This is a genomic window from Streptomyces sp. NPDC001858 (assembly GCF_053594615.1).
In genome coordinates, this window is sequence record NZ_JBSFEV010000006.1 from 56135 (window position 1) to 79291 (window position 23157).

At 69.7% G+C, this 23157-nt stretch carries 17 protein-coding genes; 12 read left to right on the plus strand and 5 right to left on the minus strand.

The window, feature by feature from the left end; all coding sequences use genetic code 11:
• Positions 1–160 precede the first annotated feature (160 nt).
• The 9 genes from ngcE (at position 161) to ACWCPF_RS10680 (ending at position 13535) form a co-directional block, all read left to right on the plus strand.
• Positions 161–1654, plus strand: coding sequence for an N-acetylglucosamine/diacetylchitobiose ABC transporter substrate-binding protein (gene ngcE / locus ACWCPF_RS10640; RefSeq protein ID WP_451044619.1), 1494 nt, complete (start codon positions 161–163; stop codon positions 1652–1654).
• A 64-nt stretch (positions 1655–1718) separates the two neighbouring features.
• Complete coding sequence (locus ACWCPF_RS10645) at positions 1719–2645, plus strand: carbohydrate ABC transporter permease (RefSeq protein ID WP_451044620.1); 927 nt, start codon at positions 1719–1721, stop codon at positions 2643–2645.
• A 2-nt stretch (positions 2646–2647) separates the two neighbouring features.
• The gene (locus tag ACWCPF_RS10650; RefSeq protein ID WP_451044621.1) at positions 2648–3580 is read left to right on the plus strand and encodes a carbohydrate ABC transporter permease; all 933 of its coding nucleotides are present in this window, start codon (positions 2648–2650) and stop codon (positions 3578–3580) included.
• A 1266-nt stretch (positions 3581–4846) separates the two neighbouring features.
• Positions 4847–6046, plus strand: coding sequence for an ROK family transcriptional regulator (locus ACWCPF_RS10655; RefSeq protein WP_451044622.1), 1200 nt, complete (start codon positions 4847–4849; stop codon positions 6044–6046).
• 120 nt (positions 6047–6166) lie between these two features.
• Positions 6167–7267: a sugar ABC transporter substrate-binding protein gene (locus ACWCPF_RS10660; RefSeq protein WP_451044623.1), complete on the plus strand. Its 1101-nt coding sequence runs from the start codon at positions 6167–6169 to the stop codon at positions 7265–7267.
• Between the two features lie 280 nt (positions 7268–7547).
• Positions 7548–8339 (plus strand): ATP-binding cassette domain-containing protein, encoded by a 792-nt coding sequence (locus tag ACWCPF_RS10665; RefSeq protein WP_451044624.1) that lies wholly within the window; start codon positions 7548–7550, stop codon positions 8337–8339.
• Positions 8336–9703 carry a sugar ABC transporter permease gene (locus ACWCPF_RS10670; protein WP_451044625.1) on the plus strand — a complete coding sequence of 456 codons (1368 nt, stop codon included), beginning with the start codon at positions 8336–8338 and terminating at the stop codon, positions 9701–9703. The genes ACWCPF_RS10665 and ACWCPF_RS10670 overlap by 4 nt, the downstream gene beginning before the upstream one ends.
• Before the next feature lie 194 nt (positions 9704–9897).
• The gene (gene dxs / locus ACWCPF_RS10675; protein WP_451044875.1) at positions 9898–11820 is read left to right on the plus strand and encodes a 1-deoxy-D-xylulose-5-phosphate synthase; all 1923 of its coding nucleotides are present in this window, start codon (positions 9898–9900) and stop codon (positions 11818–11820) included.
• A 194-nt stretch (positions 11821–12014) separates the two neighbouring features.
• Complete coding sequence (locus tag ACWCPF_RS10680) at positions 12015–13535, plus strand: amino acid permease (RefSeq protein ID WP_451044626.1); 1521 nt, start codon at positions 12015–12017, stop codon at positions 13533–13535.
• A gap of 28 nt (positions 13536–13563) precedes the next feature.
• On the opposite strand, the gene ACWCPF_RS10685 is transcribed toward ACWCPF_RS10680, so the two are convergent.
• Positions 13564–13935, minus strand: a complete 372-nt coding sequence (locus ACWCPF_RS10685; protein WP_451044627.1) for an NTP pyrophosphohydrolase — start codon at positions 13933–13935, stop codon at positions 13564–13566.
• A gap of 80 nt (positions 13936–14015) precedes the next feature.
• On the opposite strand from ACWCPF_RS10685, the gene ACWCPF_RS10690 reads away from it, so the two are divergent.
• From ACWCPF_RS10690 to ACWCPF_RS10700, 3 genes are all read left to right on the plus strand, one after another.
• Entirely contained in the window at positions 14016–15038 is a 1023-nt protein-coding gene (locus ACWCPF_RS10690) for a hypothetical protein (RefSeq protein ID WP_451044628.1), read from the plus strand.
• A 210-nt stretch (positions 15039–15248) separates the two neighbouring features.
• Complete coding sequence (locus ACWCPF_RS10695; RefSeq protein ID WP_451044629.1) at positions 15249–15938, plus strand: hyaluronoglucosaminidase; 690 nt, start codon at positions 15249–15251, stop codon at positions 15936–15938.
• 14 nt (positions 15939–15952) lie between these two features.
• Positions 15953–16099 (plus strand): hypothetical protein, encoded by a 147-nt coding sequence (locus tag ACWCPF_RS10700; RefSeq protein WP_451044630.1) that lies wholly within the window; start codon positions 15953–15955, stop codon positions 16097–16099.
• 52 nt (positions 16100–16151) lie between these two features.
• Here the strand turns inward: ACWCPF_RS10700 and ACWCPF_RS10705 are convergent, their stop codons facing one another.
• The 4 genes from ACWCPF_RS10705 to ACWCPF_RS10720 form a co-directional block, all read right to left on the minus strand.
• Complete coding sequence (locus ACWCPF_RS10705; RefSeq protein ID WP_451044876.1) at positions 16152–18278, minus strand: 3-hydroxyacyl-CoA dehydrogenase NAD-binding domain-containing protein; 2127 nt, start codon at positions 18276–18278, stop codon at positions 16152–16154.
• A gap of 2 nt (positions 18279–18280) precedes the next feature.
• Positions 18281–19501: a thiolase family protein gene (locus tag ACWCPF_RS10710; protein ID WP_451044631.1), complete on the minus strand. Its 1221-nt coding sequence runs from the start codon at positions 19499–19501 to the stop codon at positions 18281–18283.
• Positions 19502–19690: 189 nt separating this feature from the next.
• Positions 19691–20728, minus strand: coding sequence for a LacI family DNA-binding transcriptional regulator (locus ACWCPF_RS10715; protein WP_451044632.1), 1038 nt, complete (start codon positions 20726–20728; stop codon positions 19691–19693).
• Complete coding sequence (locus tag ACWCPF_RS10720) at positions 20725–23136, minus strand: glycoside hydrolase family 2 protein (RefSeq protein WP_451044633.1); 2412 nt, start codon at positions 23134–23136, stop codon at positions 20725–20727. The genes ACWCPF_RS10715 and ACWCPF_RS10720 overlap by 4 nt, the downstream gene beginning before the upstream one ends.
• Between the last annotated feature and the right edge of the window lie 21 nt (positions 23137–23157).

A 23157-nucleotide genomic window follows, 5' to 3' on the forward strand; every position in this document is an offset into this window, starting at 1 on the left:
ATTCATCGTCGAAGCGTCGATACGCGCGTCGATGCGTCCGTCCGTCGAGATCGTCGTAACCGTCGAACCACGTGATCCGCACGACCCTGCTTGACCTGACCGCGGTGCCGGGAAGGATCCGGTGCACCGCCTGAGTCCTGGAGAAGGCGAGGACTTGAGCATGGGATCCCACACCGAGAACAACGGCTCCGAGAACAACGGCTCCGAGATCAACGGCACTGAGAGCAACGGCTCCGCTGGTGTCGGCCGCAGAGACCTGATCAAGAGGTCGGCGGCACTGGGCCTGATCTCCGTTCCCACGATGAGCTTTCTGTCCGCCTGCGCCAGCAGCGGCGGGGGCGACGAGGACAAGGCGGAGGCCGGGAAGAAGACCGCGAAGAACCCCCTCGCGGTCAACGAGACCGCCCAGCTGGAATTCGTCCTGTTCGACGGCGGTTTCGGCAAGGAGTACGCCGAGGACGCCGTGAAGATCTACGAGAAGAGCTTCCCGAAGGCGAAGGTGAAGTTCTCGGCCACCCAGAAGATCCAGTCGACGCTGCAGCCCCGTTTCAACCAGGGCACCCCGCCGGACCTGATCGACAACTCCGGCGCCGAGCAGATGGACATGGGCGTCCTGGTCGGCAAGGGTCAGCTGGCCGACCTCACCCCGCTCCTCGACGCCGCCTCCTACGACGACCCGAACAAGAAGGTCCGCGACACGCTGCGCCCCGGCATCGTCGAGATGGGCCAGTTCGACGGTGACCCGGTCTGGATCATGTATTACGCCTATACCGTTTACGGCGTCTGGTACTCGCAGAAGGCCCTGGACTCGCTCGACGCCACGTACCCGGAGACCTGGGACGAGATGCTCGCCGTCTGCGAGAAGGCCAAGAAGAAGGGCATGGCGGGCTGGACATATGCGGGCAAATACCCGTACTACATCCCCTTCTCGCTGTACCCGATGATCGGCAAGGTGGGCGGTCGTGAGGTTCTCGACGCCATCGACAACCTGGAGCCGAACGCCTGGAAACACCCTGCGGTGAAGGCGTGTTTCGACGCGTACTACGAGCTTTACAAGAAGGGTTACATCCTCCAGGGCACCCCGGGCCTGGACCACATCCAGTCGCAGACGGCGTGGGCGAAGGGCAAGGCGCTGTTCATCCCCAACGGATCCTGGGTGGAGAACGAGTCGGCGAACGTCATCCCGAAGGACTTCGACCTCGCCGTCTCCGCGCCCACCGGCATCGACTCCTCCGACAAGATGCCCTTCGGCACGATCTGGGCCTCCGGCGGCGAGCCGTTCGTCATCCCGGCCAAGGCGGAGAACGCGGCGGGCGGCATGGAACAACTGCGCATCATGCTCAGCGAGGCGTCCTCGAGGAACTTCACCTCCAAGGTCAAGTCGCTGACCGCGTACAACGGCGGCACGGACGGCATCACGCTCACCCCGGGCCTGAAGTCGGGCGTCGCCGCACTGGACAAGGCCGGCGACAACGTGGTGAATCCACGTATGCAGGACTGGTACGTCCAGCTGCAGAAAGAGAAGATCGGTGTTTCCGGTCTCGGCGAGATGATGGCGGGCCGGCTCACCCCGGCCGAAGCGATCAAGAAGATCCAGGGTTACGCCGACGAGGCGGCCAAGGACTCGACGATCAAGCACTACAAACACCAGTGACGGCGAGAAGCACGGCGAAGCGGCCTTAAGCAGGCGAAGCAGCGACATAAGCACCGGAGTGGCGATGCAGCACGGCAAGTACCGGTTCATCGTGGGGTTCCTGGCACTGCCCCTGGGACTGTACGCGCTCTTTGTGGTGTGGCCGTTCATCCAGTCCATCTACTACTCGTTCACGGACTGGACCGGCCTCAGCCCCGAATTCAAGATGGTCGGCCTGGACAATTACCGGAGGATGCTGGACGACGACATCTTCTGGAAGTCCCTGCAGCACAGCTTGATGTTCGCGATCGTGCTGCCGCTGGTGACGATCAGCCTGGCGCTGTTCTTCGCCTTCATGATCAATGTCGGTGGAGGGAGAAGGAAGGGCGGCCCGGCCGTCTCCGGCGTCCGGGGCTCTTCCTTCTACAAGATCGTCTACTTCTTTCCGCAAGTGCTCTCGATCGCCATCGTCGCGCTGTTGTTCGCCTTCGCGTACAACCCGGACAGCGGCGCGATCAACTCGTTTCTGCGCGGGATCGGGCTGGACGACCTGCAGCCCCTCTGGCTCGGCGATCCGGACCTCGCACTGTGGTGCGTGATGGCGGTGCTCGTCTGGTCGACGGTCGGTTTCTTCGTCGTCCTGTTCTCGGCGGGCATGGCCTCCATCCCGACCGACCTCTACGAGGCCGCACTGCTGGACGGCGCGAACCGGGCCACGACGTTCTTCCGCATCACCCTGCCGCTGCTCTGGGACACCGTGCAGTCGGGCTGGGTCTACATGGGCATTCTCGCGCTCGGCGCGGAGTCGTTCGCGGTCGTGCAGATCATGACGACCGGGCCGGGCGGCCCCGACTACTCGACCACCGTCTTGACCCTGTACGTGTACCAGAAGGCGTTCCGGGACGGGCAGGCCGCCTACGCCACCACCATCGGCGTCGCCCTGCTCGTCGTGACGCTGGCCTTTGCCGCGGTCGTGCTGCGACTGGGACCGCGCGAGCGGCTGGAGTACTGACGATGAAGACGACCGAAACCCCCGCGCCCCTGCCGGCCGAGTCAGGCGCCGGCCTACGCATCACGAAGGTCGACCCGTCCGCGGGAAAACCGCAGCCGAAGAAGAAAACGGACGGAAAAGCCCTCAACGTCTTTTCCCACGGCATCCTGATCGTCTGGGCGATCATGGTCGTGCTGCCGTTGCTCTGGGCGGTGATGACCTCTTTCAAGGACGACAGCTCTATCTTCGGCTCGCCCTGGTCGCTGCCGGACAAGCTGCACTTCGACAACTGGTCGCGGGCCTGGACCGAGGCCAACATGAGCGACTACTTCCTCAACACCGTTCTGGTGGTGGGCGGTTCACTCATCGGCACACTGGTCCTGGGCTCCATGGCGGCCTACGTCCTGGCCCGCTTCGACTTCCCCGGTAACCGGTTCATCTACTTCCTCTTCATCGGCGGCATGAGCTTTCCGATCATGTTGGCGCTGGTCCCGCTGTTCTACGTCGTGAACAACATGGGGCTGCTGAACACCATCCACGGCCTGATCCTCGTCTACATCGCCTACTCGCTGCCGTTCACGGTGTTCTTCCTGACGGCCTTCTTCCGCACGCTGCCGACCTCGGTGGCGGAGGCCGCCTTCGTGGACGGCGCCTCGCACAGCCGTACGTTCTTCCAGATCATGCTGCCGATGGCCAAGCCCGGCCTGATCAGCGTCGGCATCTTCAACTTCCTGGGCCAGTGGAACCAGTACATGCTCCCCACGGTCCTCAACACCGACCCCGACAAGCGCGTCCTCACCCAGGGCCTGGTCCAGCTGGCGGTCAGTCAGGGGTACAAGGGCGACTGGTCGGGCTTGTTCGCGGGCCTGGTGATGGCGATGCTGCCGGTGCTGGCCGCGTACATCGTCTTCCAGCGGCAGGTCGTGCAGGGTTTGACCGCGGGGGCGATGAAGTAGAGACGCGTCGCGTCCGGGGTCCGGGCGGCACGTCGGGCTTGCCGCCCGTGGCGCGACGGGCGTGCCGCCGCGGCGCATCCGGCGTGCCGCCGTGGCGTGACGGTGAGGCCGAGCCGCGGCCCGACAGGCGAGACCTGAGCGCTCGGCTGGAACTGCCGCGATGTGCCGTCGTTCTGCTGCGGCGCCGTTGTGGCTGGTCGCGCAGTTCCCCGCGCCCCTTCAGGGCGCTGCCGAACCGTAGCCGACTTCGCCCGCCCCGCTTCGTCCCCGCCGACGGACATGCCACGACGGACGTGCCACGAGGGGCGTTGGGCGGCTCGGACGTGCACGGCCCGGCCGAAGGCCGCGTGCGCCTCGGCCACTCACAGTGCCGGATCGCCGCACCGCACCGCATGCCATTTCCGCTCCCGCGCTCCTCAGCGCTCCCCCGCGCCCCTCCGTCAACCCGCGCCCCTCCGCGCCCGACCGACGCAACACCACGTCGCCCGCAGCCACGCCGCCCTTGTCCCACCCAAGTCGACCGACACCCCCACCTCCACCCTCACGCTCACCCTCGCCGCACCCTCCAGCCACCGTCGGCCTTCACCTTCTGTGCCCTGTCCGGCGCACACGTGCGTCGTCCTCCGCGCACAATCCGGGGCGCGCGAGCCGCCGAGCCGCATAGTTCTCGTCCCCCCTCGGGTCCTCACCCCGCCCGTTTCCCGGCCCCCCCGCGCACCCCTCTTCTCGCGCCCTCGCCCCCTTCTCTCTCCCCGCCGCCCCCGTCAAATGCCCACATCCCCGCACCCGTTCAGCCGCCTCACAGTCCCGCCCCCTCCGCCCCCAACCCCCGATCGAACCCATCGCACATCGCTCGCGCATCGCTCGCACATCGCCCGGACCTCGCCCGCACCCGCGCCCGTGCGCCGCCCGCGCCCCTGCGATCACGCCGCATCGCTGTCCCAGCGCGGTCCCTTCCCGGCACCGTCGCACCCGTCCGGACCCCGTCCGAACCCCCCGCCCGGACACCCATCCCCACCCCACCGCCACCCCACCGTCACTCCGCCCCCACCTCACTCCCACCTCACCCCCACCCACCCACAACGCGCCGCACCCAGTCCCATACGCCCCGCAATCGTCGGCTCGGCCACCCTCCGTGTTTCTGCGCAAGCATGCGGATACCGTTCAACCTCTTGACGGGAGGCGACCCGAACGGCTCAGCTTAGAGTTCACTAGTTGGACATAGACGGGGCCCCACTGAAGCGGTCCCGTGCGCGGGAGGTCGTCGTGGAGACTCCGGGGTCGCAGTCGTCGCTGCACCGAGCCAACCTGGAGCGAGTCGTACGCGCCGTGCGTCTGGCCGGGTCCCTCACGCAGGCGGAGATCGCCCGGACGACGGGGCTGTCCGCTGCGACGGTCTCCAATATCGTGCGCGAGCTCAAGGACGGCGGCACCGTCGAGGTGACGCCCACCTCGGCCGGTGGCCGAAGGGCCCGCAGCGTCAGCCTGAGCGGCGACGCCGGCATCGTCATCGGAGTCGATTTCGGCCATACGCACCTACGGGTCGCCGTGGGCAACCTGGCCCACCAGGTCCTTGCCGAGGAGGCCGAGCCGCTCGATGTGGACGCCTCCTCCACGCAGGGGTTCGACCGGGCGGAACAGCTGGTCAACCGGCTGATCGAGGCCACCGGGGTGGACCGTGCGAAGGTCGCCGGGGTCGGTCTCGGAGTGCCCGGACCGATCGAACTGGAGTCCGGCACGCTCGGCTCCTCCGCCATCCTGCCCGGGTGGATCGGCACCAGACCCGCCGAGGAGATGAGAGGCCGGCTCGGCGTGCCCGTGCACGTGGACAACGACGCCAACCTCGGAGCCCTCGGCGAGATGGTCTGGGGCAGCGGAAAAGGCGTTCGTGATCTTGCATATATCAAGGTCGCCAGCGGTGTCGGCGCCGGTTTGGTGATAGAGGGGAAGATCTATCGAGGGCCGGGCGGAACCGCGGGGGAAATCGGACATATTACACTCGATGAATCCGGCCCGGTCTGCCGCTGCGGCAACCGGGGCTGCCTGGAGACCTTCGCGGCCGCGCGGTACGTGCTCCCGCTGCTTCAGTCCAGTCACGGCACGGACCTGACGATGGAAGGCGTCGTGCGGCTGGCCAGGGACGGAGACCCGGGCTGCCGTCGGGTGATCGCCGACGTCGGTCGACACGTCGGCAGTGGAGTCGCCAATCTCTGCAACCTGCTGAACCCGAGCCGGGTGGTGCTCGGCGGTGATCTCGCCGAGGCCGGTGAGCTGGTGCTCGGTCCGATCAGGGAGTCCGTCGGCCGCTACGCGATACCGAGTGCGGCGCGTCAACTCTCCGTTCTCCCAGGGGCACTTGGCGGTCGCGCGGAGGTGCTCGGGGCGCTCGCCCTCGCCCTCGGCGAGATGGGCGACTCGGCCCTCTTGGACGGCACGCTGACCGCAGCCACACCTGCCTTCACTTAGAGAACGAATGACGCCGTTGCCATCTCGTTAAGTATTTACTTCTTGACGTCGCACGTGTGGCCGAGTTGACTTCCAGCCACCTCGGCCGCAGCGCTGCGGCCCTGTCAGGGAGGCACCCCAATGAACGCAAAGATGCGTAGAGTCGTGATCGGCGCAACCGCCGTGTCCATGGCGCTGTCGATTGCCGCGTGCGGCAAGGCAGGCGACGACAAGGACAGCGACTCCGGCAGCAGCAGCTCGGGCGACAAGTCCATCGGCCTCCTGCTCCCCGACAGCGTCACGGCGCGCTACGAGAAGTTCGACAAGCCGTACTTCGACGCCAAGGTCAAGGCGCTCTGCGCGGACTGCAAGCTCGAGTACGCGAACGCCGCCGCCGACCCGGCCAAGCAGGCCCAGCAGGTCAGCAACATGGTCACCAAGGGCGTCAAGGTCATCGTGATCTCCGCCCAGGACTCGGCCGCGATCAAGTCCTCGATCCAGTCCGCGGTGGACAAGGGCGTCAAGGTCGTCGCGTACGACCGTCTCGCCCAGGGCCCGGTCAGCGCCTACGTCTCCTTCGACAACGAGAAGGTCGGCGAGCTCCAGGGCCAGGCCCTGCTCGACGCCCTCGGCGCCAAGGCGACCACCGCGTCGAAGGTCGTCATGATCAACGGTGACGACGCCGACCCGAACGCCGCCCAGTTCAAGGCGGGCGCGCACAAGATCCTCGACGGCAAGGTCACCATCGCCTACGAGCAGTCCGGCCTGTGGAAGGACACCGTCGCCGCCCAGAAGATGTCCGCGGCGATCACCCAGCTGGGCGCCAAGAACATCGCCGGCGTCTACGCCGCCAACGACGGCATGGCCGGTGGCATCGCCAACACCCTCAAGGGTGCGAAGATCAGCAACATCCCGCTGACCGGTCAGGACGCCGAACTCGCCGCCATCCAGCGGATCGTCGCCGGCACCCAGGCCGCCACGGTCTACAAGGCCTACAAGCCCGAGGCCGAGACGGCCGCCGAGCTCGCCGTCAGCCTGCTGGAGGGCAAGGACATCAAGTCCCTGACCACCACCACGCTGACCAGCGGCTCCGGCGACAAGGTGCCCTCGACGCTGCTGACCCCGGTGTCGGTCGTCAAGGCCAACATCAAGGACACGGTCATCAAGGACGGTCTGTACACGGCCGCGGACATCTGCACCGCCGAGTACGCCGCCGCCTGCAAGGCCGCCGGCATCCAGTAAGCGCTCGGCCCCGGGGGCCGGCCCGCTCGAGCCGAGACTCGAGCCGGCCCCCGGGGCCCCCGACCGCCCCGCGGTCCTGTGAGACCTGTCCGACGCCCGCCCCACCTCACACCCCGCTGCCGGGGCGGGCGTCGGACGGAACCGCCGCCGAGTGCGGCGGACTCACTCATGTTCATCCTGTAAACCTCGTGCGTCGACGTCGCGTACCCCGTGACGCGCGCATCCCTCCGCGCCGATCCTTGCGCGCGGCGGCATCCCCGCCGGTCAGGCGGCGAAGGAGATGGTTCACGTGTCCGCTACGCCCGTGTTGGCGTTGCGCGGAGTCTCCAAGCGATTCGGTGCGGTGCAGGCACTCACCGACGTCGAACTGGAGGTCCACGCCGGAGAAGTGGTCGCCCTGGTGGGCGACAACGGCGCAGGAAAGTCCACCCTGGTCAAGACGATCGCCGGAGTGCACCCCATCGATGAGGGAGTCATCGAGTGGGAGGGCAAGCCGGTCAGCATCAACAAGCCCCACGACGCCCAGGGACTCGGCGTCGCGACCGTCTACCAGGACCTCGCCCTGTGCGACAACCTCGACGTCGTCGGCAACCTCTACCTCGGACGTGAGCTGCTGCACCGCGGCATCATCGACGAGGTCACGATGGAGAAGAACTCCCGCGAACTGCTCGCCACGCTCTCCATCCGCATCCCGAGCGTGCGCATCCCGATCGCCAGCCTCTCCGGCGGTCAGCGGCAGGTCGTCGCCATCGCCCGTGCGCTGATCGGCGACCCGAAGGTCGTCATCCTCGACGAGCCGACGGCCGCCCTCGGCGTCGAGCAGACCGCGCAGGTCCTCGACCTGGTCGAGCGGCTGCGTGAACGCAACCTCGGGGTCATCCTCATCAGCCACAACATGGCCGACGTCAAGGCGGTCGCGGACACCGTCGCCGTCCTGCGCCTGGGCAAGAACAACGGCTCCTTCCCCGTGAAGGACACCAGCCACGAAGAAATCATCGCCGCGATCACGGGTGCCACGGACAACGCCGTGACCCGTCGTGCGGGGCGTCGCACCACGGAGGCGGCACAGTGAGCGACACGTCGAAGACCGTGAAGGGCGACGACTCCCCGGAGCCCGCGAAGGCCACGACGGTCATCAAGTCCCAGGGCGTCGTCGAGGGCCAGGACACCGTCGCGCCCGCCGACGACCCGACGGCCGCGCCGGTATCCGTCGTCGACCCGCGGCTGCTGGTCCGCGAAGAGGGCCTCAAGGGCTATGTCACCGAGTTCAAGCGCAAGGTCAAGGGCGGTGAGCTCGGCCAGATCCCGGTCGTCCTCGGCCTGATCATCATCTGGACGATCTTCCAGCTGAAGAACGACCGCTTCCTGAGCGCCGACAACCTCTCCAACATCAGCTACTTCCTCTCGGCCACCGGCATGCTCGCCATCGGCCTGGTGTTCGTGCTGCTGCTCGGTGAGATCGATCTGTCGGTCGGTTCCGTCAGCGGTCTGGCGTCCGCGCTGTTCGCCGTGTTCGTCGTCGACCATTCCGTGGATCCATGGGTGGCGCTCATCCTGACGATCATCACGGGCATCGCCATCGGCGCCCTGCACGGGTGGTTCTTCGCGAAAATCGGAGTACCGGCGTTCGTGGTGACGCTGGCCGGCTTCCTGGGCTGGAACGGTCTGATGCTCTGGCTGCTGGGCTCCAGCGGCACGATCAACCTGCCGTCCGACTCCGGCCCGATCCACCTGCTCGGCCAGAACTCCTTCTTCATGGACCAGGCGATCATCGGCGCCTACGTCCTGGCCGGCCTCGCCGTCGTGCTGTCCCTGATCGGCAACCTCGGTGAGCAGCGCCGTCGCAAGTCCGCGGGCGTGCCGTTCCGGCCGACCGGCGAGATCCTGCTGCGCGTGGGCGCGCTCGCCGTCGCGGCCTTCGCCTCCGCCGCCGTGCTGAACAACGCGTCCGGTGTCTCCAACGCGCTGGTGATCTTCCTGGCCGCGCTGGTGATCGTGGACTTCGTGCTGCGTCGCACGACGTACGGCCGCAAGGTGTTCGCGGTCGGCGGCGGCATCGAGGCCGCCCGCCGGGCCGGCATCAACGTGCCGATGATCCGGATCACCGTGTTCGCCATCTCCGGCGGCTTCGCGGCGGTCGGCGGCATGTTCTTCGCGGGCCAGACCGCGGGCGCGTCGCTGAGCGCCGGTGGCGGCAACACCCTGATGCTCGCCATCGCGGCGGCCGTCATCGGCGGCACCAGCCTCTTCGGCGGCCGTGGCACCGTCTGGTCGGCCCTGCTGGGCATGCTGGTCATCCAGTCCATCCAGACCGGTCTCGACCTGCTGAACATGAACACCTCGATCCAGTACATGATCACCGGTGGTGTTCTGCTCGGCGCGGTCGTCATCGACTCCGTGTCCCGCAAGAGCCAGAAGGCCGCCGGCCGCGGCTGACATCCCGCACGGTGTGAAGGTGCCCGGCATCTGTTCAGATGCCGGGCACAGTCATGTCATAGGAAGGCCTCATGGCGGGTACGGCCGTTCGGGTGACGTATGACGCATGGGCCGGACGCCGTCCGCCCGGGCGGAACATTAGACTCGACGAGCCCGGCAACAGCTCGATCAGCTTTTACTGCAAGGAGGCACGGGTGCCGCTGCTGACCCGCATCAGGGGACCGCGTGATCTGGACCGGCTCAGCCCGGAGGAGCTGGACCAGCTGGCGCAGGAGATCCGGACCTTCCTGGTCGACGCCGTCTCCAAGACCGGCGGCCATCTCGGCCCCAACCTCGGCGTGGTCGAGCTCACCATCGCCCTGCACCGGGTCTTCGAGTCCCCGAAGGACAAGGTGCTGTGGGACACGGGCCACCAGTCCTATGTGCACAAGCTGCTCACGGGCCGCCAGGACTTCTCCCGGCTGAAGATGAAGGGCGGCCTGTCCGGCTACCCCTCGCAAGGAGAGTCCGAGCACGACGTCATCGAGAACAGCCACGCCTCCACGGTCCTCGGCTGGGCCGACGGCCTCGCCAAGGCCAACCAGATCCTCGACCGCGACGACCACGTCGTCGCCGTCATCGGCGACGGGGCGCTCACCGGCGGCATGGCCTGGGAGGCGCTGAACAACATCGCCGACGGCGACCGCCCGCTGGTCATCGTCGTCAACGACAACGAGCGCTCCTACGCGCCGACCATCGGCGGCCTCGCCAACCACCTCGCCACCCTGCGCACGACGGACGGCTACGAGCGGTTCCTCGCCCGCGGGAAGGACATCCTGGAGCGCACGCCCGTCGTCGGCAGGCCGCTCTACGAGACACTGCACGGCGCCAAGAAGGGCCTCAAGGACTTCATCGCCCCGCAGGGCATGTTCGAGGACCTCGGCCTGAAGTACGTCGGCCCGATCGACGGCCACGACATCGAGGCGCTGGAGTCCGCGCTGGCCCGCGCCAAGCGGTTCGGCGGCCCGGTGATCGTGCACTGCCTCACCGAGAAGGGCCGCGGCTACCAGCCCGCGCTGCAGGACGAGGCCGACCGCTTCCACGCCGTCGGCAGGATCCACCCCGACACCGGGCTGCCGATCGCCACCTCCGGCGCCGACTGGACCTCCGTGTTCGGCCAGGAGATGGTCGAGCTCGGCAAGGAGCGCGAGGACATCGTCGCCATCACGGCGGCCATGCTCCAGCCGGTCGGCCTCGACAAGTTCGCCAAGGCCTTCCCGGACCGGGTCTACGACGTCGGCATCGCCGAGCAGCACGCCGCCGTCTCCGCCGCGGGCCTGGCCACGGGCGGAGTGCATCCGGTGTTCGCGGTGTACGCCACATTCCTCAATCGTGCCTTCGACCAGGTCCTGATGGATGTCGCCCTCCACAAGTGCGGTGTGACTTTCGTACTGGACCGGGCGGGTGTCACCGGCACCGACGGCGCCTCCCACAACGGCATGTGGGACATGTCGATCCTCCAGGTCGTCCCGGGCCTGCGGCTCGCCGCGCCACGCGACGCCGACCAGGTCCGCGCCCAGCTGCGCGAGGCCGTCGAGGTCGACGACGCGCCGACCGTCGTCCGCTTCTCCAAGGGCGCCGTCGGCCCCGCCGTCCCGGCCGTCGGCCGCGTCGGCGGCATGGACGTGCTGCGCGAGAGCGGCACCGACACCCCCGACGTGCTCCTGGTCTCCGTGGGCGCCCTCGCCCCGATGTGCCTGGAGATCGCGACCCTCCTCGACCGGCAGGGCATCACCACCACCGTCGTCGACCCGCGCTGGGTCAAACCCGTCGACGAGGCCATGGCCCCCCTCGCGGAGCGCCACCGCGTCGTCGTCACCGTCGAGGACAACTCCCGCGTCGGAGGCGTCGGCTCGGCGATCGCCCAGGCCCTGCGCGACGCGGGCGTCGACGTCCCGCTGCGCGACTTCGGCATCCCGCCCCGCTTCCTCGACCACGCCTCCCGCGCGGAGGTCATGGCGGAGATCGGCCTGACCGCCCCCGACATCGCCCGCCAGGTCACCGGCCTGGTCTCGAAGCTGGACGGCAAGTACGGCAGCGCGGCCGAGGTCGACTCCGTGGAGCCCGCCCGCGACTGACCCCGCCCGCGGCTCGCCGCGTCCCGCGCGCGGGACGGCTGCCACGGTCAACCCGACACGCCCGGATGGGCCGGTTCCACCACTGCGAAGGGTGGTGAAACCGGCCCATTCGCGTTAATCCGCCCGCGCCGGGGCATACGCAATACGCCCCCTCTCGATCATGTCGAGGACGACACAGTGTGGGAGGTACGACCGTGAGCAGCACCCTCTTCCGGACGAAGAAGGTCGAGCAGTCCATCCTCGATACCGAGGAGCCAGAGCACGCGCTCAAGAAATCCCTGTCCGCACTCGATCTGACCGTCTTCGGCGTCGGCGTCATCATCGGCACCGGCATCTTCGTGCTCACGGGCACGGTCGCCAAGAACAACGCCGGTCCCGCCGTCGCCCTGGCCTTCGTGGTGGCCGGGGTCGTCTGCGCGCTCGCCGCGCTCTGCTACGCCGAGTTCGCCTCCACGGTCCCGGTGGCCGGCTCCGCGTACACCTTCGCGTACGCCTCCCTGGGGGAACTGCCCGCCTGGATCATCGGCTGGGACCTGGTCCTGGAGTTCGCGCTCGGCACCGCGGTGGTCGCCGTCGGCTGGTCCGGGTACATCGCCTCGCTGCTGGACAACGCGGGCTGGCAACTGCCGGAAGCGATCGGCGTGCGGGACGGGGCCGAGGGCTTCGGCTTCGACATCCTCGCCGCCGCGCTCGTCCTCGTGCTCACCGCCATCCTGGTGCTCGGCACCAAGCTCTCCGCGCGCGTCACCTCGATCGTCGTCGCCATCAAGGTGACCGTCGTCCTCACCGTGATCATCGCGGGCGCGTTCTTCATCAAGGGCGACAACTACGACCCGTTCATCCCGAAGGCGCAGGAAGTGCCGGCGGGCGACAGCCTCCAGTCGCCGCTCATCCAGCTGATGTTCGGCTGGGCGCCCTCCAACTTCGGTGTGATGGGCATCTTCACCGCGGCCTCCGTCGTCTTCTTCGCCTTCATCGGCTTCGACGTCGTCGCCACCGCCGCCGAGGAGACCAAGAACCCGCAGCGCGACATGCCCCGCGGCATCATCGGCTCCCTGATCATCTGCACCACGCTCTACGTCCTGGTGTCCATCGTGGTGACCGGCATGCAGCACTACACCGAACTGTCCATCACCGCCCCGCTCGCCGACGCCTTCAAGGCCACCGGGCACCCCTGGTTCGCGGGCTTCATCAGCTTCGGCGCCGCGGTCGGCCTGACGACGGTCTGCATGATCCTGCTCCTCGGCCAGACCCGCGTCTTCTTCGCGATGAGCCGCGACGGACTGCTGCCCCGCTTCTTCTCCCACGTCCACCCGCGGTACAGGACCCCGCACCGGCCGACCATCCTGCTCGGCGTGATCATCGCGATCCTCGCCGGCTTCACACCGCTGAGCGAACTCGCCGAGCTGGTGAACATCGGCACGCTGTTCGCCTTCGTGGTCGTCGCGATCGGCGTGATCATCCTGCGCCGGTCCCGCCCCGACCTGCCCCGGGCGTTCCGCACGCCGTGGGTGCCGTTCATCCCGATCCTGTCGGTGTGCGCCTCGCTCTGGCTGATGCTCAACCTGCCCACCGAGACCTGGCTCCGCTTCGCCGTGTGGATGGTCCTCGGGTTCCTCGTGTACTTCCTCTACGGCCGCTCCCACAGCCGTCTCGGACGCCACGAGGAGATCACCGGCGCCGAGGCCCGCAAGCCCGGCGACGACACCGCGTGACCCGCCGTGGCACCGCTCGCGGCGGGCCTCAGCCGCGTACCGCGCGCGGGCCGGTGACGTCCGCGCCGAGTCCGCTCACCCGGCGGCGCAGCTCGCGGTCGGCCGTGACGACCAGACGGGGGCGGCCGACGGCCCCGGCGACCAGCTCGACGATGCGGTCGTCCCCGCTGCCGGACGCCGCCTCCACCCGCACGCCGGGCACCGGCTCCACCCCGCGGGCCGCGCCCTCGACGACGAGGACGATCTCGGCGGGCCCGGAGTGCCCCGGCAGCCCGTCCGCGGCCAGCCGGTCGCGCAGCCGCTCGGCGGCCCCCCGCCGGTCCCGCCACCACCCGTCCGGCACCGATCCGACGACGTTCGCGGCATCGACGATCACGAGCAGTGCGACGGAGTCATCCATGCGGGCCAGCGTTGCACGGACGGCCGCTCGAGCGTGACCCGCGCGCGGGCCCCGCGGACCCCGCGACATACAGTGATCGGGTGAACGGCGACTGGCTCATACGCGGCCGCGACGGGCGGCTGAGCGTCTATCTGATGTCGGACTCCGGCGACGCCGTCCTGTGCAGGGCGCAGCGCGTACCGGGCGGGCCCTGGGAGGCCCCGCGCAGGGTCGGCGGCGACCAGAAGGTGCAACAGGCCTTCGCGGTCGGCCACGGCCCCGACGGGTATGCCCACCTGGCCGCCTGGCGGCCCACCGCGAAGGGGGAGGCGGGCCTGGTGCACTCCACCCACTACCGGCCGCTGCTCGCCGCGCTGGACTGGACGCCCATCGGCCACCCCGACAAGAAGGGCGCCCGCACCGGCCCGCCCGCCCTCGCCGTGGACGCCCAGGGACGCGCCCACGTCTTCGCCCGCGGCCTCGGCACCGGACTGCGCATGGTCGCCCAGAAGGAGAAGGGCGGCTGGGAACCGTGGCGCGACCTGAAGGGCCAGGGCGTCGAGGGGCCGCCCGTCGCGGTCACGGGGGAGTCCGGGCGCGTCGAGGCGTACGCGGCCGTCCCCGACGGGATCCTGCACTGGCGGCAGGAGACGGCGGGCGCTCAGCCGGTGCTGCAGGAGCCCCTCAAGGCGCCGGTCCGCGCCGGGACCCTGAGAGCCCTGGCCACCTCCCCGGAGCACACCACGCTCTTCTACACGGACGACTCCGGCGACGTGTGCGCCTGGCGCCCCGGTGCCGAACCGGTCCCCGTGCTCGCTGGCGCCGGACCCGGACCGGTCGCCGCGATCCGCACCGAACTCGACGGCCACGACTGCACGTTGCTCGCCCAGCGCTCCGCGAGCGGCCGCGTCGCCTTCGCCGCGTATCCGACCGAGGAGGAGTCGGCGGGCGCCTGGTGGGCCGAGTCCGGGCCCCAACTGCCCGCCGACGCCGTGGTGGCGCTCGCGAAGGACCACCAGGACCGGGTGGTCGCGGCGGCCCTGTCGCCCTCGACCGGCGCCCTGCACCTGACCCACCGCAAGAACGAACCGGGCCTGGCCCTGACAGCCTGGCAGACGGCCTGACGGGGAGCGGGGGCGGGGAGCGGGGCGGGTCGCGGCTCGGGGTGGGCGGCGGGGCGCAGCGGCCGAGGGGCGGACCGGCCGGGCTTCACGCCGCTGCCGACCGCGCTCGGCTCGGCATTGTGCTCGTCTCGTGGAGGTGGTCCCATGATCTTCCGCATCCTCAACGCCACCTCAGGGAAAGCGAGTTCACCTATGACAGTGGGACGAAGAGTGTTCCTCGGAGCCTTCACCGCGGGCGCGGTCACCGTGGCCGCGGGCACCGAAGCGTCGGCAGCCGACGGCGAGTACACGCCGTACACGGCGCCCGCCCAGTTCTACGGGACGTCGACGACGGCGCACACGGTCACCATCAACCACAAGGGCCTCTCCGGGGAGGCGGTCGCACTCAACGTGACCTCCGACAACCCCGACACCTCGGCCATGTACCTGACGGGTGTGGAGACCGGGCGCGGAACGCTGAAGATCGCCCACAAGGGATACGCCGACGGCCGGGACGCCGGTTCCTCCGCCCTGTCGATCGACCTGCAGACGGCCGGCGTGGACAGCGGCGGCGGCACCGCCGCGCAGGGGATCTTCCTGACCGCCACCAACGGCGCCACCAAGGGCGCCCTGATCGTCCTGCGCAACAACGACGGCCTGGACGACTTCGTCGTCAAGGGCAGCGGACGGGTCGGCGTCGGCATCGGCCGCGGGGCCACACCGCAGTCCCAACTCCACGTCGTCCAGCGGTCCGACGCCGCTTCGGCCATCCTCGCCGAGGGCGCGGTGCGGCTCGCGGACGTCGCCGCGAAGCCGACCAACGCCCCTGCCGCGGCCGGCGGCGGCTCCCTCTTCGCCCAGGACGGCAAGCTGTTCTGGAAGGGCTCGGCCGGCACCGTCACGCAGCTCGCCCCGGCGTAAGGCAGGCGACGACCGTGCAACTCACGCCCGAAGAACTGATCTCCGAGTTCCACGACGCCGTCATGGAGCTGTACTTCGCCCGCAAGCGCATCGTCGTCCTGGAGGCGGAGAACGCCGAACTCAGGGCCCGGCTCGAAGCGACCGGGAAGACCGACGCATGACAGAGGGCCTCCGCCACTCGGCGGAGGCCCTCTTCACGTCCCTATACGGCGGTCACGCCGGAACCGACGCCAGGCCCGGCTCCAGGAACTTCTTGCCGTTCACGCGCTCGGAGACGCCCTCGCGGTCCAGGTACGGCGTGATGCCGCCCAGGTGGAAGGGCCAGCCCGCGCCCGTGATCAGGCAGAGGTCGACGTCCTGCGCCTCGGCGACGACACCCTCGTCGAGCATGAGCCCGATCTCCTGCGCCACCGCGTCCAGGACGCGCGCCCGCACCTGCTCCTCGGTCAGGACCGAGTCGCCCTGCTCCAGCAGCGCGGAGACCTCGGGGTCGAGCTCGGGCTTGCCGCTGTCGTAGACGTAGAAGCCGCGCTTGCCCGCCTTGACGACGGCCGCCAGGTTCGGGGAGACCGTGAAACGGTCCGGGAACGCCCGGTTGAGCGTTTCCGAAACATGCAGACCGATCGCGGGGCCGACCAGCTCCAGAAGCACCAGCGGGGACATCGGCAGGCCGAGCGGTTCCACCGCCTTTTCCGCCACCTCGACCGGGGTGCCCTCGTCGATGACGTTCTGCACCTCGCCCATGAAACGCGTCAGAATACGGTTCACGACGAACGCCGGCGCGTCCTTGACCAGAACCGCGGTCTTCTTCAGCTTCTTGGCGACGGCGAAAGCCGTAGCCAGGGAGGCGTCGTCGGTCTGCTCGCCGCGCACGATCTCGAGCAGCGGCAGGATCGCGACCGGGTTGAAGAAGTGGAAGCCCACGACCCGCTCGGGGTTCTTCAGCTTCGACGCCATCTCGGAGACCGACAGCGAGGAGGTGTTCGTCGCGAGGATCGCGTGCGCCGGGGCGACCGCCTCGACCTCCGCGAACACCTGCTGCTTGACGCCGATCTCCTCGAACACGGCTTCGATGATGAAGTCGGCGTCGGCGAAGCCCTCGGCCTTGTCCAGGACACCGCTCACCAGGGCCTTCAGCCGGTTGGCCTTGTCCTGGTTGATACGGCCCTTGCCGAGCAGCTTCTCGATCTCGGCGTGCACATAGCCGACGCCCTTGTCGACGCGCTCCTGGTCGATGTCGGTCAGCACGACCGGCACCTCGAGGCGGCGCAGGAACAGCAGGGCGAGCTGCGAGGCCATCAGGCCCGCGCCCACGACGCCGACCTTGGTGACCGGACGGGCCAGGTTCTTGTCCGGCGCGCCGGCCGGGCGCTTGCCGCGCTTCTGCACCAGGTTGAACGCGTAGATGCCGGCGCGCAGTTCGCCACCCATGATCAGGTCGGCGAGCGCGACGTCCTCGGCGTCGTAGCCCTGCTGGAGGTCGCCGTTCTTCGCGGCGGCGATGATGTCCAGCGCACGGTACGCGGCCGGGGCCGCCCCGTGCACCTTGCCGTCGGCGACGAACCGGCCGCGGGCGACGGCCTGGTCCCAGGCCTCACCGCGGTCGATCACCGCACGCTCGACCGTGATCTCGCCCTTGAGGACGTTCGCGGTCCAGATCAGCGACTGCTCCAGGAAGTCCGCGCCCTCGAAGAGCGCGTCGGCGATCCCGAGGTCGAAGACCTGCTGGCCCTTCAGCTGCTTGTTCTGGTTCAAGCTGTTCTCGATGATCACCGAGACGGCCTTGTCCGCGCCGATCAGGTTCGGCAGCAGCGTGCAGCCGCCCCAGCCGGGGACCAGACCGAGGAAGACCTCGGGGAGCGAGAAGGCCGGCAGGGCCTTGGAGACGGTCCGGTACGCGCAGTGCAGACCGACCTCGACGCCACCGCCCATCGCCGCGCCGTTGTAGTAGGCGAAGGTCGGGACCGCGAGGCCCGCCAGGCGCTTGAAGACCTCGTGGCCGCCCTTGCCGATGGCGAGCGCGTCCGTGTGCTCCTTGAGCAGCTCGACGCCCTTGAGGTCCGCGCCGACCGCGAAGATGAACGGCTTGCCGGTGACGCCGACGCCGACGATCTCACCGGCCGCGGCCTCCTTCTCGACCTGGTCGATCGCGGCGTCGAGATGCGCGAGGGACTGCGGTCCGAAGGTGGTCGGCTTGGTGTGGTCGAAACCGTTGTCGAGCGTGATCAGGGCGAAACGCCCCGCACCGAACGGCAGATCCAGGTGACGCACGTGCGCCTGCGTGACGACCTCGCCCGGGAACAGCTCGGCCGCGCCCTTCAGAAGCTCAGCGGTGGTGATGCTCACTTGTCGCCTCCGTCGAAGTGCGGGTTCTCCCAGATGACCGTCGCGCCCATGCCGAAGCCGACGCACATGGTGGTCAGGCCGTAGCGGACGTGCGGCTGCTCCTCGAACTGGCGGGCCAGCTGCGTCATCAGCCGGACGCCGGAGGAGGCCAGCGGGTGACCGAAGGCGATCGCGCCGCCGTACTGGTTGACGCGCTCGTCGTCGTCCGCGATGCCGTAGTGGTCGAGGAAGGCCAGGACCTGGACGGCGAAGGCCTCGTTGATCTCGAAGAGGCCGATGTCGGAGATGGACAGACCCGCCTGGGCCAGCGCCTTCTCGGTGGCCGGGATCGGGCCGTAACCCATGACCTCCGGCTCGACGCCCGCGAACGAGTACGCGACGAGGCGCATCTTGACCGGCAGGCCGTGCTCGCGCGCGAAGTCCTCGGACGCGATGAGGGAAGCGGTTGCGCCGTCGTTCAGACCGGCCGCGTTACCGGCGGTGACCCGGCCGTGGACGCGGAACGGGGTCTTGAGACCGGAAAGGTTTTCCAGCGTCGTTCCCGGGCGCATCGGCTCGTCGGCGGTGACCAGGCCCCAGCCCGTCTCACCGGCCTCCGGGTTGGTGCGGCGGACGGAAATCGGTACCAGGTCGGCCTGGATCTTGCCGTCGGCGTACGCCTTGGCGGCCTTCTCCTGCGAGCGCACGGCGTATTCGTCGGCGCGCTGCTTGGTGATCTGCGGGTAGCGGTCGTGCAGGTTCTCGGCGGTCATGCCCATGAACAGGGCGGACTCGTCGACCAGCTTCTCGCTGACGAACCGCGGGTTCGGGTCCACGCCCTCGCCCATCGGGTGCCGGCCCATGTGCTCGACGCCGCCGGCGATGGCGATGTCGTACGCGCCGAACGCGACGGAGCCGGCGACCGTGGTGACGGCGGTCAGGGCGCCCGCGCACATGCGGTCGATCGAGTAGCCGGGCACGGAGGTCGGCAGACCGGCCAGGATGCCGGCGGTGCGGCCGATGGTCAGGCCCTGGTCGCCGATCTGCGTGGTCGCGGCGATGGCGACCTCGTCGATCTTCTTCGGGTCGAGACCGGGGTTGCGGCGCAGCAGCTCCCGGATCGCCTTCACGACGAGGTCGTCGGCGCGGGTCTCGTGGTAGATGCCCTTCGGGCCCGCCTTGCCGAACGGGGTACGGACGCCGTCTACGAAGACGACGTCCCTGACGGTACGAGGCACGATGGCTCTCCTCCAGGGTGCGGGATGGCACTGCTGCGACACGCAAGCGCTGAGCGCGCGCTCAGGGCTCATGCTACTTGTGGGTAACGTGGCTGCACACCCCTGCCGGGCGGAGCGGCGAACGTCACACACCCGGGCGGGCCCCGAAAGGTCGCGGCGCCGCCGGTCGCGCACCTGTCCCGGGGGGCGTCAAGCCCGTGGCGGCGCCGTCGACCCCCTCGGCGTGAGCACCGGCGTCGGCACCGGATGCGATCCCGGACCGTCGCCTGTGATCACCCCGAACAGCGTCCGCGCCGCTTCCGCGCCGAAACCGTGTACATCGTGACTCATCGCGGAGAGCGTCGGATGGGTGAGCCGGCACAGCTGGGAGTCGTCCCAGGCGAGGAGGGAGACGTCGCCCGGCACCCCGAGCCCCATCTCGGCCGCGACCGCCAGCCCGGCCACCGCCATGATGTCGTTGTCGTAAACGATTGCCGTCGGCCGGTCCGGCGGGGCGGCGGTCAGCATCGACCGGGTGGCCCGCGCCCCCGCCTCCCCCGAGTAGTCGGTGGCGACCTGCCACGCCCCGGCCAGCCCCAGACCCCGGGCCGCCGCGTCGAAGGCGGCCGTCCGCATCACCGTGTGTCCGAGCGCCGCGGCGCCGCCCACCCGCGCGATGCGCCGATGCCCGAGCGCCGCGAGGTAACGCACCGCCTCCGTCACCGCCGTCGCGTCGTCCGTCCAGACGGACGTCAGGCTGCCGGTCAGCGAGGGATGCCCGACCGCGACCACCGGCATCCCGAGCCGCTCGGCCGCCGCCACCCGGGGATCGTCGGCCCGGAAGTCCACCAGGATCGCCCCGCCGATCTGCCGGCCCCGCCACCACGACTCCTGCAGCCCCGCCTCCTCCTCGACATTGCGCACCAGACGCAACAGCAGCGAGCAGGAGTGCTCGGTCAGCACGCTCTCCACCCCGGAGACGAACTCCATGTAGAACGGTTCCAGACCCAGCATCCGGGCCGGCCGGCAGATCGCCAGCCCCACCACGTCCACCCGCGAGCTCGACAGCGACCGGGCCGTGAGATTCGGTTCCCAGCCCAACTCCCGCGCCGCGACGAAGATCCGGTCCCGGGTCGCCTCCGACAGCCCCGGCTTGTGGTTGAAGGCGAGCGACACGGCCCCCTTGGACACCCCGGCGCGCGCGGCGACGTCCTTGATCGTGACGCGAGGCGACGGGGACGCTGTCATCGAGCGGGCTCCTGGCAGTACAGCGCGGCCCGAGCGGCGGCGGCATCCGGAGTCTCCCAGCCCTCGACCCCGATGGTCACCCGTTCCCCGGGAAGCAGCGTCACGAGCCCCCGGTCGGCCCGTGCCCCGGGGTCCAGCCGATCGGCCTGGAGCAGCAGATCCCGGACGAGCGTGCGGGCCGTGACCGTGACCGCCCCCGGCGCCACCGCCACGTCGAACTCGGGCCGCGGGTAGGGGATTTCACGGTCCGGCACCGGAAAGTGCACGGCCCGCAGCCCTTCCCCGGAGTGCGGGGACCCTGCTGAGTGCCGGGACGCCCCTGCGTCGGCCACCAGGAACTCCTTAGCCCCGGTCGGCTCCAGCTCCGCCGGCACCCGCACCTCGCCCACCGTCCGTGCGTCGACCGTCAGTTGCACGCTCCCGGTGCCGACCACGTCCCCCGCCACGGACACCCGCCGCAGCGTCACCGTGCCGGTCCACCGCCCGGCGGACTGGTTGACGGCCGCCAACACCAGCCCTTCGTCGCGCACTTGAAGCGACAGCAACCGATCCGCATAGAGCCGCCGCAACTCGTGGTACAGAGGTTTCTCCCGTCCGTCCCCGTCGATCGCCGACCAGGAGGTCACCGGCCAGCAGTCGTTGAGCTGCCAGACGATCGTGCCCGCGCACACCGGCCAGTGCGACCGCCAGTGCTCGATCCCGGTCGCCACCGCCCGCGCCTGGTTGACCTGCGTGAGGTAGTGCCATCGGTCGAAGTCGCCGTCCGGCAGGGCGAAGTGGCGGGCCAGCCCGCGCGCCAGCTTGCCGTTGCCGTCCTCCGCCTTCTGGTGGTGCAGCATGCCGGGGGAGTCCGCCGCGAGCTCCTCGCCGGGCAGCGCCCGCCGCAGCGTCGCATGGGCCGGCGGCGCCTGCCAGCCGAACTCGGCGACGAACCGCGGCACTGCGCCGCGGTACTCGGCGTAGTCCGCCCGGTTCCACACCTCCCACGCGTGGTGCGTGCCGTGCGCCGGGTCGTTCGGGTGGCGCTCCCACGACCCCGACCACGGACTCCCCGCCGTGTACGGCCGCGTCGGATCCAACTCGCCGACGACCCGCGGCAGCACGCCCAGGTAGTAGCCCTCGCCCCAGGAGTCCCCGCCGAGCCGTTCCTCCCACCCCCAGTCCCGGAACCCCCACAGATTCTCGTTGTTCCCGTTCCACAGCACCAGCGACGGATGCGGCATCAGCCGGACGACGTTCTCGCGGGCCTCCGCCTCCACCTCGCCCCGCAGTGGCTGCTCCTCGGGGTACGCCGCGCACGCGAACGGGAAGTCCTGCCACACGAGCAGCCCCAGCTCGTCACAGGCGTCGTAGAAGTCCTCGCTCTCGTAGATGCCGCCGCCCCACACCCGGACGAGGTCGACCCCGGCGTCGGCCGCCTGTCGTAACCGCTTCCGGTAACGCTCCCGGGTCACCCGGGACGGAAACACATCGTCCGGGATCCAGTTCACGCCCCGCGCGAAGAGCCGCTCCCCGTTGACGACGAGCGTGAAACCGGTTCCATGGGCGTCCGCCGAGGAATCCAGCTCGACCGTGCGGAAGCCGATGCGCCGCCGCCACACGTCGAGCGGCGCACTCCCGTGATGCAGGGTCAACTCGACGTCATACAGGGGTTGGCCGCCGTAGCCTCGAGGCCACCAGCGCTGCGCGTCCGGCACCTCCACCCTGACGACGCCCGCCGTGCCGACGACCTCCGCCCGGGCCCGGCGTTCCCCCACCCGGGCCTCCAGGGTGAGCCCGGCCTCCACCCGGGTCCGCTCCACGTCCACCCGCAACTCCACCACCCCGACGCCCTGTTCGACGCTCACCAGCGGGCGTACCCGGGCCAGCCGCGCCGTCGACCAGCGCTCCACCCGCACCGGCCGCCAGATCCCGGCCGTCACCAGGGTGGGCCCCCAGTCCCAGCCGAACGAGCAGGCCATCTTGCGCACGTACTGGTACGGCTCGGCGTAGGCGGACGGGCGATCGCCGACCTTCCCCCGCAGGGCCTCCGCCTCGGCGTACGCGGAGACGAACCGGACGGTCAGCGGCCCGCCGAGCCCCGTCACGTCGAACCGGTGCGAGCGGTGCATGTTCCGTACGCGGCCCAGGAGTTGGCCGTCCAGCCTGATCTCCGCGACCGTGTCGAGGCCGTCGAACACCAGATCGCACTGCTCGTGCCCGGTCGGCGAGGCCCGCAGTTGCGTCTCGTACGTCCACTCGCGCCGCCCCACCCATGCGACGTCGGTCTCGTTCCGCCCGAGGAACGGGTCGGGGATCACGCCCGCGGCGAGCAGATCGGTGTGCACACAGCCCGGCACCGACGCCGGGAGCGACTCCGCTCCGTGCCGCAGGATCCATCCCTCGGTGAGCGGTGTTTCCTCCAGCATGCGCACTCCCTAAACCGGTTC

What these genes read in the sequence shown, in the direction of transcription:
- ACWCPF_RS10660 (WP_451044623.1), top strand. Translation starts at nt 6,167, where the DNA reads ATGAACGCAAAGATGCGTAGAGTCGTGATCGGCGCAACCGCCGTGTCC.
- ngcE (WP_451044619.1), top strand. Translation starts at nt 161, where the DNA reads ATGGGATCCCACACCGAGAACAACGGCTCCGAGAACAACGGCTCCGAG.
- ACWCPF_RS10665 (WP_451044624.1), top strand. Translation starts at nt 7,548, where the DNA reads ATGGTTCACGTGTCCGCTACGCCCGTGTTGGCGTTGCGCGGAGTCTCC.
- ACWCPF_RS10645 (WP_451044620.1), top strand. Translation starts at nt 1,719, where the DNA reads ATGCAGCACGGCAAGTACCGGTTCATCGTGGGGTTCCTGGCACTGCCC.
- ACWCPF_RS10685 (WP_451044627.1), bottom strand. Translation starts at nt 13,935, where the DNA reads ATGGATGACTCCGTCGCACTGCTCGTGATCGTCGATGCCGCGAACGTC.
- ACWCPF_RS10720 (WP_451044633.1), bottom strand. Translation starts at nt 23,136, where the DNA reads ATGCTGGAGGAAACACCGCTCACCGAGGGATGGATCCTGCGGCACGGA.
- ACWCPF_RS10715 (WP_451044632.1), bottom strand. Translation starts at nt 20,728, where the DNA reads ATGACAGCGTCCCCGTCGCCTCGCGTCACGATCAAGGACGTCGCCGCG.
- ACWCPF_RS10650 (WP_451044621.1), top strand. Translation starts at nt 2,648, where the DNA reads ATGAAGACGACCGAAACCCCCGCGCCCCTGCCGGCCGAGTCAGGCGCC.